The 14802-nt window shown below is 44.8% G+C and carries 10 protein-coding genes and 1 riboswitch; of the genes, 6 read left to right on the top strand and 4 right to left on the bottom strand.

From position 1 onward, the window contains the following. Nucleotides 1–145: 145 nt before the first annotated feature. From ACYPWY_RS00960 to ACYPWY_RS00950, 3 genes are all read right to left on the bottom strand, one after another. Nucleotides 146–2494, bottom strand: coding sequence for a T9SS type A sorting domain-containing protein (locus ACYPWY_RS00960; protein WP_459683434.1), 2349 nt, complete (start codon nucleotides 2492–2494; stop codon nucleotides 146–148). Between the two features lie 92 nt (nucleotides 2495–2586). Further along, nucleotides 2587–5148, bottom strand: a complete 2562-nt coding sequence (locus ACYPWY_RS00955) for a DUF5074 domain-containing protein (protein WP_459683433.1) — start codon at nucleotides 5146–5148, stop codon at nucleotides 2587–2589. Nucleotides 5149–5189: 41 nt separating this feature from the next. Further along, complete coding sequence (locus tag ACYPWY_RS00950; protein ID WP_459683431.1) at nucleotides 5190–6359, bottom strand: YncE family protein; 1170 nt, start codon at nucleotides 6357–6359, stop codon at nucleotides 5190–5192. 49 nt (nucleotides 6360–6408) lie between these two features. Between ACYPWY_RS00950 and ACYPWY_RS00945 the strand changes: the two genes are divergently transcribed. Further along, nucleotides 6409–6621 (top strand): hypothetical protein, encoded by a 213-nt coding sequence (locus ACYPWY_RS00945; RefSeq protein WP_459683429.1) that lies wholly within the window; start codon nucleotides 6409–6411, stop codon nucleotides 6619–6621. Further along, nucleotides 6618–6917 (top strand): type II toxin-antitoxin system RelE/ParE family toxin, encoded by a 300-nt coding sequence (locus tag ACYPWY_RS00940; RefSeq protein ID WP_459683427.1) that lies wholly within the window; start codon nucleotides 6618–6620, stop codon nucleotides 6915–6917. Before ACYPWY_RS00945 ends, ACYPWY_RS00940 begins: the two co-directional genes overlap by 4 nt. Nucleotides 6918–6922: 5 nt before the next feature. On the opposite strand, the gene ACYPWY_RS00935 is transcribed toward ACYPWY_RS00940, so the two are convergent. Then, on the bottom strand, nucleotides 6923–8938 hold the full coding sequence (locus ACYPWY_RS00935; RefSeq protein ID WP_459683425.1) for a TonB-dependent receptor plug domain-containing protein: 2016 nt from the start codon (nucleotides 8936–8938) through the stop codon (nucleotides 6923–6925). Nucleotides 8939–9064: 126 nt separating this feature from the next. After that, a riboswitch (cobalamin riboswitch) is annotated at nucleotides 9065–9270 on the bottom strand. A gap of 116 nt (nucleotides 9271–9386) precedes the next feature. Between ACYPWY_RS00935 and ACYPWY_RS00930 the strand changes: the two genes are divergently transcribed. The 4 genes from ACYPWY_RS00930 (at nucleotide 9387) to ACYPWY_RS00915 (ending at nucleotide 14478) form a co-directional block, all read left to right on the top strand. Continuing rightward, nucleotides 9387–10280 (top strand): type II restriction endonuclease, encoded by an 894-nt coding sequence (locus tag ACYPWY_RS00930; protein ID WP_459683423.1) that lies wholly within the window; start codon nucleotides 9387–9389, stop codon nucleotides 10278–10280. 4 nt (nucleotides 10281–10284) lie between these two features. Further along, nucleotides 10285–11205 carry a DNA adenine methylase gene (locus tag ACYPWY_RS00925; RefSeq protein WP_459683421.1) on the top strand — a complete coding sequence of 307 codons (921 nt, stop codon included), beginning with the start codon at nucleotides 10285–10287 and terminating at the stop codon, nucleotides 11203–11205. Nucleotides 11206–11210: 5 nt separating this feature from the next. Continuing rightward, entirely contained in the window at nucleotides 11211–14000 is a 2790-nt protein-coding gene (uvrA, locus tag ACYPWY_RS00920) for an excinuclease ABC subunit UvrA (RefSeq protein ID WP_459683611.1), read from the top strand. A 250-nt stretch (nucleotides 14001–14250) separates the two neighbouring features. Beyond that, nucleotides 14251–14478: an IS66 family transposase gene (locus ACYPWY_RS00915; protein WP_459683610.1), complete on the top strand. Its 228-nt coding sequence runs from the start codon at nucleotides 14251–14253 to the stop codon at nucleotides 14476–14478. The last annotated feature ends 324 nt before the right edge of the window (nucleotides 14479–14802 follow it).

Below are 14802 nucleotides of genomic sequence, written 5' to 3'. Positions count from 1 at the left end.
AATAAGCCACTATATCATTTTCTTATCTAATTGAATTTCAAGAATAAATAAATTGCGATAATTGGCGTAATCTGCGTAATTCGCGTTCAAAAATACTTTTGAGACAGCTCCTTGATTATGAAGAATATACCCGCCCCTACATCTTTTACTTCACAATCTTCACAGTTTCCGCGCCAGATTTCACTAAATACATACCTTTGGCCAAAGCCGATGTATTGATGCGGTTGCTACCGGCTTCCAGCGATGTATTTAATACCGCTTTGCCCGATAAATCGTAAATAACCGCATTGCCCGCTGTTGCTGCATGAATCACCATGTAATCGGCAAATGGATTGGGATAGACGGATACCGGCGACTTCTGTTCATCCAATCCGGTGGTGGTGGGGACTGAATTGAATGCGAAGAAGTATCCCGAATCGTTCCGGTAATAAATGCTCCCGGCTTCGTCCGAAATCAAGCTGGCTAAACAATAATTCTTGGTTGAGGGTGTATAGCTAAACTGAATAACCGGACTGGTATTCCCTTCAAAGTCCCTGATACAGACAATGTTTCCGTTGTTGGCATTGAGCGTAACATAAACATATACCGTGTTGTTATTGGCAGCATTGGCGTATGCGGTTGTCATCAACGGGAATGCCTGAGAAATACCTCCTATATTGGCATGGTATATCAGTTGCATGGTGGTGGCGTCAATAACATCCAATCCGCCGCTGCTGGTCATTGTTCCCGATGTTACATACAAGCGGTTGTTGTAAACAAGAGGAGCGATAGTTGCCTGACCGGCCAGGCTGGTAGTCCGAATAGCGGCTTTGTTGAAACTGCCGTCGGCATTTACCGGAACTTTATAGGCTTTTTGGCTTTCTTTTCCCGTAAAATAAACAACGCCCGATGCCGCGTCATAAGAAATAGAGCCGCGGATGGTTTTATTTCCGGTTTTGTCCGTTTCATCATCCCGTATGTCATAAGAATCTATTTCATCACCGGTTAAGCGGTTGCAGGAGTGAAGAATACCGCTGTCTCCGGCAAAGACAAGGGCATTGCCTACAATGGTCGCACCCGCCCAATAAAAGCCTCTCTCATCCGGCGATTGCCACTTCTTCGCCTTGATTTCATTGGTTTGACCCGGGTCTTCGTCTCTTGCGTCCAAACAGAAAAAATAACCGGTTGAACCGGCGCCTGTCGCTCCGTTTGAGGTTCCGGCATAGAGATAACCATCCTTGTAAGTTACCTGACACAAAGGTTGTTGCCCCGATATTGTGGCGGTTTGCCAAAGCGATTCGAGGGTTTCGGCATTGAAAGCCTGAATAATTCCGCTACTCAAAGGCACAAAAATCATTCCATCACCGTAGGCAATGGTGGAGAAGTAGCCGGTGTTTGCCGCCAGAGTACCCTCTTTCAGAATACGGCCATCCACAGGGTCGATGATTCTGATTTTGGATGCGGAGGCAAGGTATAAGTTTCCGTTTACAAGAATGGGGCTACCGGTGGCTTGCGTAAATCCTGTCGCCAACTGAACTTTCCAACGCTCAACTAAATTTCCGGCTTCCGTAGCCAAAGGGGTATCAACAATAGCTTGATTGCTCAAATCCTTTCGGAAAGAAGGCCAGTAGCTGTCGTAATCGGGCAGGTTAACGCCAAGCGCTGGATTTTTGAAAGCTTCTACTGCCGCCTCAAGTCTTGCATTTGTTGCATCTGTTGATTCCTGCGTGCTTGTCATGTCTTGCAATACGGTGTAGGCCGCATCGTAGGCCACTTTAATGCTGGGTGCGGCGACTAATTCCGCCTTGTTTTCCGCCGAATTAATCTGGGCGACAGTTCTGGTCAGTTCATCTTTGTTGGCAACCGTGGGCGCTCCACTCCCCATAAAATCGGAGCCCAAATCGGTTCCATATCCATACAAGGTAAACTGAACACGGATAACGTCTCCATCCTGAACCTCGTAAGCTCCCATGCCGTAACTTACAGCCCGATTGTTTACAAAATACATCCATCCCGACATAAAGGTGTAATCGAATTCGCCCAACCAGTCGTCGTCATTCGATTCAAGCCAATCCTCCTCCAAACCACAGTCATCGAATATATACTGCGGAATATTCAGTTCGCCCGTATCGGCGCTCTTTATTGCCGAAAGGTAGAAGCTCGGACTGCCCGTATCGTCTTTATTCCATGCATCAATATTATCAGCCCCAACCACATTGAGCAATACGGCAACAGCTGATTCGCCTTCGTAGAAAGGGACGATAACAGGCGCTACAAAATACCCCTGCCCAATTGTAAAGCGTTCAACGCAGAAAACAACATGTCCCTTAGGCTCTCCTGTCGCCAAGCGTAAAATGGGTTTTGCTTTTTTTACCGGATTAGTAGCGGTAAAATCTTTTTTCGATACAAAATTGTTGAACGAGAAATTCCGTTCCACAGGTTGTGCTTTTTGGGCAACTATACTGCCCGAAAAGGATACTGTAAATAACAGTAGTAAAAATAAAAACTTCTTCATTTTTTGGTTTGATTTTAAAGCCCAAAGCCCCTCCAACCTCCCCGTAGGGGAGGCTTTGAAAGTCCCCCTACGGGGGATTCAGGGGCTGGTTATTAATGTTTATTGATTTTAAATGATTTGCTTCCTACTTTCAGAATGTATATTCCGTTGCTCAGGTTTCCTGTATAAATTGTTGTTTCTTCGGCTGTTGCAACGGCTTTGTACAAGACGTAGCCTCGCATGTCGGTTAATGAAATCGGCTCTCCTACCGAAGCGGCAACTGTTAGCAAGGTCGTTACCGGATTGGGATAAACACCAACAGCCGATTGCTCTTCCTGAATACCCAATGCTGCTCCAACATGTACGGTTATCACTTTTTCGGTCAATAGTCCGTTGGAATTGCATCTCAATACAATTTCGGCCTTGCCCGATTTGTTGACAGCCGGAATCAGGAGCAAGCTATCCTGACGAATGGAGGCCATCAGCAATTCGGGATTCGAGTTGGAAATGACGGATTTGATGATGGCCGCATCCAGATTATCGGCATCCCTTACCTTATCGCCTAAATAAATGGATTGAGATTCGTTCCCGTCCAAATCAACGGCGTTATTCAGGCCTGTAATCTCGGGTGAATAATTGTCGGGAAAGAAAGGCATGGCCGGAAACCAGTAGTATTTGCTCAATTCGATTGTTTTTACCAATTCGCCCGTCATTCCGTCCACCAAATGGATCCAGTTGTTTTGATAATGCGAATCGGCTCCGGTTTCCGTTGTGGTGATAATCAGTCGATTGCTAAGCGGGTCAACCCTCAATCCGGCGCCATAGAATGTTTGCCGGTATTTCAATCTTTTCCCGTCCTCATCAACCTGAGCGGGTAAAGTGAAGAACGCCGTGTTAAATTCCTGTTTATCAATGTCGTATTTCCTGACCAGTTCGCCATCAAATCCAAAGTTCCCCTGATTGGTGAAATACAGGACATTTTCCTGAAGGCTTGCGCATAAACTTCCGGCATTCCATGCAGGCCAAGACGCGATGAGAGATACTCCCTGAGGAAAATCTATCCGCTCGGTTTGCAATGTAAAGGGATTGATTTTGAGGAAAGCCGTACCAACAGCCGCCCAAATCTGCCCGTCTTTGCTCTGCGTCAGTGTAGAGATATTCTTATCGGGAATCGTTTGATAAAGCGTATGTGTATGGGCATCAATGACCAGTATGCCTTCGTTTTGTTTGCAGGCAAATACATAATCCCCCGCCCGAAGCATGATGCCGGTTTGTGCGGAATACAGATTAAGAGAACCCTCCGTCCCTGCAATTCGCTCTTTCAGCTCAAGCCTTTGCAAATCGAACCTGAAAATTCCATTGGTGGTACTTATATAGGCCGTATTTTCATCTACGCCAAGGAAGGCGCGTCCGTCATATCCCCCAATCCGGTCAAGCCCCTTTATCTTTTTCAGGGTTTTGGCATCGGCAATAACCAACCGGCCTCCGGGGATATAATCCATATCGCCCAAGTCGGCTTCCTGCTTGGAAACAACATACAATTTACCGCCGTAAACAGTCGCATACTGAGCGGTGCAGCCAAAAGCTTCGCCGGGGTTTTCTTTTGTATAAACACGATAGGCCATGTCGCCCTCTTCGGTCAAGAAATTCAACGAGCTGTTGGTATGCCCAAACCAGTCTTCGTTCAGCAGAAAAACGCCTTTGGCGTAGTCTATCGGATAACCAGCTGCTACCTCTTCATCCTTTCCGGTCAGATGCAAATCCTCGGCGCCCATGATTTCGGTAGAAGTTTCGCCCAACCAACCGCAGTATTGATTGACACCGGTATAAACTTTCACGAAATGAATGCCGGGAAGCCGGACTCTATTCCCGTCTTTATCAACCGCCCATTCGATGCTGAAACCGGAGCGGTTGTCGGTGTTCGGATGATTATCGGCATATCCCCAATCGCAGGCATATTGCACGTAATAACTGCCCTCATCGCTCTCATCCACATAATTATCGGCTAATTTAGTCCCTTCAAAAACAATTGTTTCATCCGTTATCCATTGCGGATAGTAGGGCTGGGAATAGAACGTATTGCGCGACACATAGCCATAATCGCCCTGATTACTCGTCCACTTCACATAAGTCGTATCATTCAGAAAAGGATAGTCATTGTCAGGCGTTTGCAGCTTGTTTTCATCCGGTTTGTAGTAGGTGATTGCGTAGTGATGGATGGTTTCCGGCTTGCGGTATTCGCTGCCTGCCAGTTCATACCACTCATCGTCTGGAAGTCCGTTGTCATTGGCATCGCAGGCAACCATCACAATCCCCGGCTCACAACTGCCACCCTCTTTCGGGGCATCCAGGTTCGGGTTGGCATGGGCATAGAAAGCGTTGCTCCAGATTTTAAAATCGTATTTGCCGGGCTTATTTTCTACTAAATGGTCGAACCCAAACACAACATACCCGCCATAGCCACCCAGTGAGACCAGAATTTTCTCCTCGCCAACCAAACACTCTTCTACTTTTCGAATCATGTCCTGTTTGGTATCGCCGGGTTCGTATTCGGGCAATTCGTTGATGAACTGCCCGGGAGCAGGCATAAAATCGTACACCTTGTGGATGTAGGGCGATGCCGCTTGTGCAATGCCACTTGCGAGCAACATCGCTAAAAGTAATCTGTGCTTCATATTCTTATATTTTAATCGTGTAAATCTTTTAACTTTGTAAATCATGGCTCCGGCGTTTTCAGTTCGCCGAGAAAAACGAAATGCGCCGGAATATCGCCTGTCCGTACATTCCACTTCTGTTTACCCTCTTTGTCGAAGCAATAAAGCGTTCCGGGTGAAACATAGTTCTTCGCATCCGTAACGTAAATATCTTTGGTAATGGGATTTATCGTAATTCCATACGGAATCTTGATTTTCTGTTCCGTGCCATCGGTGATGAAGTTTCTGGTAACTATCCGCTTTTTGGCAACATCCACAATGCCGTATGTAAGCTCATTCGACATGGAGATGTAACTCCACTCCGTGCTGTACAGGTAGAGCGAATCGCCATCCAGATGGAAATTGGAAACAGCAATATTCAGGGAATCCAGGTGTAGAGACGAGGCATGTCCCGCCTCTAGGGATGCCAGATCAATATAATATAGGCGGGAGGGTTGGTCGTAATAATCGCCGCGCGAACTTACCCAGAGAGCGCCGTGCCGGTCGGCACGCAGCCGATGCAAGTTTCGGGCGACCTTAATCCGTTTGATTTCGGTAAACGAATGAATATCAATCACCGACAACGTATTTTCGTAATTCGGGAACATGTACCCACCCGAATTTGCCACATATATTTTATTGCCGACAATCTCCAGTTCATCGGGCTGAAAACCAACAAGGCAACGGTCGATTACCTGAAAAGTAGCAGTATCAACTTTGGCGACAAAACCTCGTTGTTCGTAGTCAGGATTGAGTTGTACCGGCCCTGCATACGAGCTAACATACGCGTATCCTTCGTGGAAACAGATGTACCGACAGTTAGGGATGTCTATCTGCCCCAAGCGTTTAGCCGTATATTTATCCATCACTTCCACTTTGTTGGAGCAATTGACAACCGCATAGAGCTTGTTGCCATAGATTTTAATATCGTTGCCCACATCGCCAAGCTCCTTAACAACAGCAGGATTGGCCGACCCAAAAATATTCCGGCGGTACTCGCCCGTTTCGTAATCGTAATAATCCAAAGTCGATTTATTGCTGCCCATATTGCCTTCATTCAGCAAATAAAAGCCCTGAATAGACGTGTATTCGGGAGTAGCAACAGGGACGATTTCGGGGGTGAAAACTTCAATGTCCTCTCGACAGGCCGACAGAGACAGAAGCGCAAAAAATAATCCGATAAATTTTCTCATACTATAATAATTTACTATTTTTACCATTGGTATTTAAAATACTGCCCGGATGAAAGCATATAAAGAAATCCCCGAAGAAGAACAGAATACGCTCCAAGAGCCGGTTGCTGCGTATGGAGTTGCACAAGCAAATGCCGTGCATGAATTTAAAATCCCGCGCGACGAGCATGGTAAACCCATTGGACACACTTTGGATGAGTTTTCAGAAAAATTGTTAGATAAACTTTCTGAAATATATGGCGTTGATTTTAGAACGTTATGAACCAATATTTCATCGTTATTTCCAATGAGGCTATGGCAGACATTGACGAAATTGTTGATTATATTCACAACGAACTCCAAGAACCATATACCGCCCGTCGTTACTATGACGGGTTGATTAGTGCAATTCAAAAACTGTCTTTGCATGCTGGTTCTATTGGCATTAACTCTTATGTACAAGCTCAGTTTGGGCGAAATGTCCGCCATATCATCTATAAAAAGATGACTATCATTTACGTAATTTGTGGAGATGTTGTTTACGTTAATCGGATTATTCCCAACTCGCTGATACACTAACTTCCTCATATTTCTATTTTTAAAATCAGTTTATAATTGCGCCCCGGCATAGGATAATTCAGCGCCACATCGTATTGCTGGTTGAACATATTATTGACCTCTGCCGATATTTTTACCATCCTCAATCCCCTCAAAAGGGGGAAAGCTCCTCCCGCTGGGTGGGGGTGAAATGTCTTCCCAATCGTTAAATCGTGTGTGTACCACGGTTGTTCGTAGTTTTCGCGAATGTTTGCCGAAACATGATACCTTTCACCCACATAAATAAAACTGTAATTCAGATCCCAGGATTTGAAACCTCCATTCAAAACCAAAGAGCCACTGTGCCAGGGGATGTAAGAGATTTGTCCGCCATAACTAACCGAATCGGCAGGGTCGCTAAAATCCTGGGCTTTCTGGCAGGTATAATTCAAACCTATATTCCAGCGAATATCACGGATTTGCCCGCTTATTCGCCCCGAAACATCTATGCCGCGAATCTCCACGTAGCCGATGTTCATCATCATCCAACGGTACTGCCCGCTGCCTTTCGGAACGGCGATAATCTTGTCCTTCACTTCGTTGTAATAGGCATCGGCAGAGAATTGGATAGACGCGATTTGTAAGGACAAATTGTATTGAAATCCCCAGTTGTATTGCGTGGTGTATTCGGGACGCAGATAGATATTACCTATATCGGTGTAATACAAGTCGTTGAATGTTGGCATCCGGAAGATTCTTTTGTAGAATGCCCGCAAATTAAACCGATGATGTGTGAATGGTTGATACGACAGAAAAACAGCCGGTGTATATTCCTGCTTGTCGGGTGCGAAATTATTTTCATCCACAAACGTTCCCAACAAGCTCGCTTGCGCCTTCAATCGTTTCCACTCAAAAGCCGTAGCCAGCGCAACAAGCGCAGTATTCCGCCTGGGATAATTGGCGCCCAATGTGTTGAATTGATAATCGGCAGACAGATCAACATCCCAATCAGGTCGAATCGTATATTTATTGGCTACGGAGGCATAAATCTCCTGCTGACGAAATCGATTGTCAAGATACATCAACGTGGTATCGGGATTGAGGTAGCGCATCCAATCGCTGGCATACTTAAGATTGATTTGTGTTTGTAAAGCGGCCATAGAGTGCATCTCTACCGACCCTTGTACGAAGAAATTCCTGTCCCATTGCCGTTGCGAATTTTTCCACACATTGTTGACAATCGCCCCGGGTAATCCTTTCTCCGAATCGTAGAAGTAAGCTTTGGCGTGCCATTTGCCTTGTTCGAGAAAGCCATTCAAACCACCCTCCAAGCGCAGGGAACGAATATCGCCGTTTTGCCGGACAGCCGTTGTATCATTGGCAATACTTCCATCGGCATTGTGTTTTGTGTAGCGATAATTGTATTTGCCGGAAGAATAAATATATTCGGCATTAAGAGATATTGTCGCAGGGGCGCAATTAATCGCGTCCTTAGCTAATTTCTGCTCCCACAGCACGGAAGGATTCACGAGGTCGAAAGAGCCGGTGCGAAAACAGGTTTTAAGATTGGTATTTTTCCCATCTGTGAATCGGGGGCGGCGGGTGCGCAAGTAAATTGTTCCTGCCGAGCCAAAGTCTTTAGCCGGTTGAAATATTTCGCTCTTCTGACCATTGTAGAGCGAAATTTCTTCGATATTGTCCAAGGAGAATTTGCCCAGATCGATTTGCCCGTTTTGCGCGTTGCCCAACTGGATGCCATCGTAAAAAACACCCATGTGATTGGTTCCCATACTGCGAATATCCACTGTTTTCAGTCCGCCAATACCACCATAATCCTTGATTTGCACGCCGGAAAAATAGCGGACAGCATCGGCCACAGAAAAACTGTTAAGGGCTTCCAACTTTTCCCCCGACAAGGTTTGAGACGGTATAACTTCGCGGTAATGGTCGGCCACTACCACTACATCATTGAGGTGTTGAATACTGTCCAGCCTACTCTGAGCAAAAGAGAGAGCGCCCAACAGGAGCAATGTACCTGCGCAACATACACTGTTAAAAAACATAAAAAAGCCGTTTTAATTTGATAATTAAACAGCTATCGAAAACACGATTGGGATAAACTTACAGGAATACGGATTACAAAAATCGTCAACCTGCCTTGTTTGTCTCAAGCTTCATTCCTCGAAAGCTTTAAACTATACTTTTTGGCAGGTCTTCTGACTTACTCCATCTTTGAAACATCCTTCCCATTTCGTGCGAAACAGTGGTTTGAGTATTGCTCAAAGACTTTTGGCGGAGCTTACAGCAGCGGGTCTGTTCAGGATTTACACCTGATTCCCTTTTCAATACTTTTCCGAAGAAACGGAATTGCATCACCAAAATCGAGGCAAAGGTAAATAAAAAATGAAGACCGAAAAGTAAAAAGTGAAAAAATAACAAAGCGCCCGCACGAAAAACAAAGAATGTCGGGACGAGGAAACGAAAACGAGAAGAAATCGCTACCTTTGTGGTATGAGAAATAAAGAAGAATATAAATCGGAATTCAAAAAAGCATTGGTTGCTTTTACTGAAAATTTGAGGAAATATGTTTCAACTGAAAACGGCGATTGGTCTGTAAAAGGCTTTATTGACGTTTATAAAAATATTTACACTATTTCATCCGACACAAAAATTGTATCTAAAATTCTCGAAATCCATATTTTCCCTCAAATCATACAATTTGCCGAAACAATTGGGTATAATATTGTTTTGGCCGAACAACAAAACTATTACCCCGACCTCACATTCGTAAACAAGGAAGACGAAACCATAAAATTTGCCGTTGATTTGAAAACAACCTACCGTAAAAAGAACGGTATTGCGAGTTTCACACTAGGCAGTCATGGCGGTTACTTTAAAGAGCGAAACAAGAAAAAGAATATTCAACTTCCTTACAACCAATATCTTGGACATTATTGTCTGGGTATTATATACACAAGAACCGATATTGGCGATGAGATTTCACAAACCGAAATTTATCAGGCTGAAGAATTACAAGAAGGGCATGAGATACCCATCACGAAAACCGGCGAACGAGACATTACAACCGTAAAGAATCTGAAATCAATCACCTCTGTTATAAAAGACTTTGACTTTTTTGTTGCCGAAAAATGGAAAATAGCAAGCGACAAACAAGGTTCGGGGAATACCGCAAATATTGGTTGTTCACTCGGTTTGGAAGATTTGAGGAATGAAAATGGAATTTTCAGTCAACTAGGTAAAGCATGGTTTGACGAATATTGGATGAATTTTGGAACCGTTACTATGATTAAAGACGGAAAGTCCATAAGAATCACAAATCTGAAAGATTTTCTGGAATTTAAAGGAAGAAGCGAATTGTGGAATAAAATCGCAAGCAAAAAGTAGTAATATGAAAGTGATTATTCCACCGATAAAAAGTCAGGGCATTAAAACTAAGCTTGTGCCGTGGATTATGGATGTTGCCCCCAAAATGAGCGGACGATGGATAGAACCATTTTTGGGGACAGGTGTTGTTGCTTTCAATGCCGGATACAAAAAAGCCATATTAAACGATACCAATCCTCATATAATCAAATTTTATACAGCCGTTCAGGATAAGATTATTACAGCGCCTTTGATGAAGCAATATCTCGAACACGAAGGGAATTTACTTAGTGAAGCCGACAATAAAGGTTATGAACATTACCTGAAAGTGCGTTCACGGTTCAATAGTGGGGAATTTTCGTCATTCGATTTCATTTTTTTATCTCGTGCCGGATTCAACGGCATGATGCGGTTTGGGAGCAAGGGGAACTGGAATATTCCGTTTTGTAAAAAACCCGAACGGTTTGCACAAGCATATATAACGAAAATAACAAACCAACTTTCAGCCGTTTCGCAAATTATGCAACCCGAACCCGACTGGATTTTTCACAATAAATCGTTTGCGGAAATAATTCCGCTGGCAACCGAAAACGATATCATCTATTGCGACCCGCCTTATTATGGCCGGCACGTAGATTACTATAACGGCTGGACGGAACAGGATGAAGAACTTCTGTTTCATCTGCTGAGCGAAACAAAGGCGAAATTCATCCTTTCCACATGGCATCATAACGATTGGCGCGAAAATGAGATGATTGGTAAGTATTGGAACAGGTTCAACATTGTTACCAAAGATCATTTTTATCACAATGGCGGAAATATTGAGAACCGGAGAACGGTTGTAGAAGCTCTTGTCTGTAACTTCGATACAACAAATTTCGCCCTGCACAATCACGGAGTAAAAGAAAGAACGAAAACAAAGCAATTAGCATTAGAATGGCAATAAAGAATATGTCGAAAGAAAAAAATATAATAGTAAAAGGAGCGCGCGTCAATAACTTGAAGAATATTGACGTAGAGATTCCCCGCAACAAATTTGTAGTAATGACCGGTCTTTCGGGCTCGGGAAAATCGTCGTTGGCGTTCGATACGCTTTATGCCGAGGGGCAGCGCAGGTATGTGGAAAGCCTTTCGTCTTATGCCCGCCAGTTTTTGGGACGAATGAATAAACCCGAGGCCGATTATATAAAAGGGATTCCTCCGGCCATTGCTATTGAGCAAAAGGTCAGCTCACGCAATCCCCGTTCCACTGTGGGCACATCTACCGAAATATACGAATATCTGCGGCTGTTGTTTGCCCGGATAGGAAAAACGATTTCTCCCGTATCGGGAGAGGTGGTCAAGAAACATCAGGTGAACGATGCCGTCCTGAAAATGCTGTCGTATCCCGATGGCGCCCGTTTGGTCATCCTCACACGAGTAATACTGAGGGATAACCGCAACCTGAGCGAACAACTCGGCATTTTGCTGAAAGAGGGCTTCTCGCGGATTGAAGTCAAGGGCGAAATGAAACGCATAGACGAACTTCTGGAATCGGGAGAGAAATTGAAAGCCGATTCAATTCTTCTGGTTATCGACCGGTTGACGAGCGAAAACGAGCGCGTTGCCATCAGCCGCTTTTCAAACTCGGTAGAAACGGCTCTTTTTGAAGGAGAAGGAGAATGTACCATCCGCTTTTATACCGAAAAGGGCGTCAAAAGTTTTAATTTCTCCAGCAAATTTGAAGCCGACGGGATAAAATTTCAGGAGCCAACCGACCTGATGTTCAGTTTCAACAGCCCTGTTGGGGCCTGTCCCCGTTGCGAAGGCTTCGGGCGTGTTATCGGAATAGACGAGGACTTGGTTGTCCCCAACAAAAGTTTATCGGTGTATGAAGAAGCCGTTGTGTGCTGGAAAGGGGAGAAAATGAGCGAATGGAAAAACGAATTTATCCACGCCGCTTCCGTATTCGATTTTCCTGTCCACCGGCCTTATTTTGAGCTATCGGAAAAGGAAAAGGATTTGCTGTGGCACGGAGCGCCCGGAATACAGGGGATAGATGCCTTTTTTGCCATGCTGGAAGAAAACCAGTATAAAATACAATACCGTGTTATGCTGGCGCGATACAGGGGAAAAACGGCTTGCCCCGTATGCAAGGGAGCCCGTCTGAAGCCCGAAGCCTTGTATGTGAAAATTGGCGGGAAATCCGTTGCCGACTTGGTAGTGATGCCCGTAACCACCCTAAAAGAATTTTTCGACAACCTGCAGTTGGACGAGACCGACAGCGCCGTGGGCAAACGCTTATTGACAGAAATAAATAACCGCATCCGCTTCCTCATTAATGTAGGCCTTGGGTATTTAACCCTCAACCGCTTGTCGAACTCTTTATCGGGTGGCGAAAGCCAGCGGATTAACCTGGCGACATCACTCGGCAGCAGTCTGGTGGGTTCGTTGTATATCCTCGACGAGCCCAGTATCGGGCTTCACTCGCGCGATACCGGCCTGCTCATAAAGGTGTTGCGCGACTTACAGCAGATAGGAAATACTGTAGTGGTGGTTGAACACGATGAGGAAATTATCCGCGCTGCCGATTACATTATCGACATCGGCCCCGATGCCGGACGTTTGGGCGGGGAAATCATCTATCAGGGCAACCTGCAAGGATTGGAAAAAGGCACCGGCAGTTACACGGTTCGCTACCTGAATGGCGAGGAGACAATTGAAGTCCCCCCAGTCAGGCGCAAATGGAACAACTACATAGAAGTGCTGGGAGCAAGGCAAAACAACCTGAAAAACATTGACGTTAAGTTCCCGTTGAATGCGATGACTGTTGTAACAGGGGTCAGCGGTTCGGGCAAGTCGTCGTTGGTTAACGAAGTTTTTTACAATGCGCTTCAACGGCACAACAATGGCAGCAGCGAGCAAATTGTTCAGTTTAATGGGCTTTCGGGCGATCTCAACCTGATCAAGCATGTCGAACTGGTCGATCAGAATCCCATCGGACGTTCTTCCCGGTCGAATCCGGTAACTTATATCAAGGCCTACGACGAAATTCGCAAACTGTTCTCGGAGCAGACCTTAGCCAAGCAAATGCGCTTTTCGCCGGCTTTTTTCTCGTTCAATGTCGAGGGCGGACGTTGCGAAGAATGTAAAGGCGAAGGAACCATTACCGTAGAGATGCAATTTATGGCAGACATCATCATGGAGTGCGATGTGTGTAAGGGAAAACGCTTCAAGCAGGAAATCCTTGATGTGGAATACCGGGGGAAAAATATTCATGCCGTCCTTGATATGACCATCAACGAAGCCATTGAGTTTTTTGGTCAGGGGAAAGGAAACACCGAAAAGAAAATCGTAAAACGCCTGAACCCATTGCAGGATGTCGGGCTGGGCTATATCAAACTTGGGCAATCATCGTCCTCTCTTTCGGGCGGAGAGAGCCAACGGGTGAAACTGGCCTTCTATCTGGGAGAAGAAAAAACCGACCCTACCCTGTTCATCTTCGACGAACCAACAACAGGATTGCATTTCCACGACATCAAAACACTCCTGAAAGCATTCAATTCGCTGATAGACAGGGGACATACCATCGTGATTATCGAGCACAATATGGATGTAATCAAATGTGCCGACCATGTGATAGACATCGGCCCCGAAGGAGGAACAAAAGGAGGAAATATAGTAGCAACAGGCGCTCCCGAAGAGATTGTAAAGGTAAAAGAATCTTATACCGGTCGGTTTTTGAGGGAAAAGTTGGGTTAATGCAATGACAACAGAGTTTTAAATCTTCGCTGGCGCAGGCTTGTAGTGCTTGTTGCACAACTGCAGGTTAAGGCTGAAAGCCTTTAAGCGCTAGCATAGGGCAACGCCCTATGTAGCTATGAATCGGCTAGTTAAGCCCTGAAAGGGCGTAAGCCTTTTGAGTACGATTATTGCTTGCGCCCTACCAGGGTTTATCACAAAAAACCGCCGATGCAGACAAGGCGGGACAGATGCAGGATAAGTTGCTTAAATACAGTATAATAAATGGATTTTTCTTTTATTTCCGGCTTATGGGAAAGACATAAGAAATGAACGGCAAATCAGCGAAGAGAATCTCAGTAGAGAACAAATAGAAGAGTTGCGTAAAAAAAGAGCCTGTCCAATACTGAAGGATTTTGAGAAATGGATGGATATGAATTACCCGCATGTGTTGCCAAAGTCATTAATTGGTAAAGCGATGTCATATACCTGTGGGTAATAGTATCTTAATTTAAGAACCTTGAAAAGACAAGACCCTGGAGGGATTCGAACCCACAATCTTACGGCTTAGCGCTTAGTGTTTTATTCTTCAAACTACAGGGTCTTGTTACAAAGGGAAGAATGTTTTTGACAATATGCAATAATTTTTATTAAATTTTTCATAGAAATAATCTATTATTCAAAATCTACTATTTTTCCTGACTTTGACAATGCGACACCCTAAAAAGATTTCCAAAAATTTTCATCAAAAAGTGTGGCGATAGACTTGTGTCTTGTGGTTAGCAGCATTGTTTTTGTCATCGTTTCATTGCTGATTGGCAAT

This window comes from Viscerimonas tarda, assembly GCF_054601255.1.
This window is presented reverse-complemented; position numbering and strand designations above follow the sequence as displayed.

Coding starts and splice junctions, on each gene's coding strand:
- ACYPWY_RS00950 (WP_459683431.1), bottom strand. CDS start 6,359: ATGAGAAAATTTATCGGATTATTTTTTGCGCTTCTGTCTCTGTCGGCC.
- ACYPWY_RS00945 (WP_459683429.1), top strand. CDS start 6,409: ATGAAAGCATATAAAGAAATCCCCGAAGAAGAACAGAATACGCTCCAA.
- ACYPWY_RS00930 (WP_459683423.1), top strand. CDS start 9,387: ATGAGAAATAAAGAAGAATATAAATCGGAATTCAAAAAAGCATTGGTT.
- ACYPWY_RS00925 (WP_459683421.1), top strand. CDS start 10,285: ATGAAAGTGATTATTCCACCGATAAAAAGTCAGGGCATTAAAACTAAG.
- ACYPWY_RS00940 (WP_459683427.1), top strand. CDS start 6,618: ATGAACCAATATTTCATCGTTATTTCCAATGAGGCTATGGCAGACATT.
- ACYPWY_RS00935 (WP_459683425.1), bottom strand. CDS start 8,938: ATGTTTTTTAACAGTGTATGTTGCGCAGGTACATTGCTCCTGTTGGGC.
- ACYPWY_RS00960 (WP_459683434.1), bottom strand. CDS start 2,494: ATGAAGAAGTTTTTATTTTTACTACTGTTATTTACAGTATCCTTTTCG.
- uvrA (WP_459683611.1), top strand. CDS start 11,211: ATGTCGAAAGAAAAAAATATAATAGTAAAAGGAGCGCGCGTCAATAAC.
- ACYPWY_RS00955 (WP_459683433.1), bottom strand. CDS start 5,148: ATGAAGCACAGATTACTTTTAGCGATGTTGCTCGCAAGTGGCATTGCA.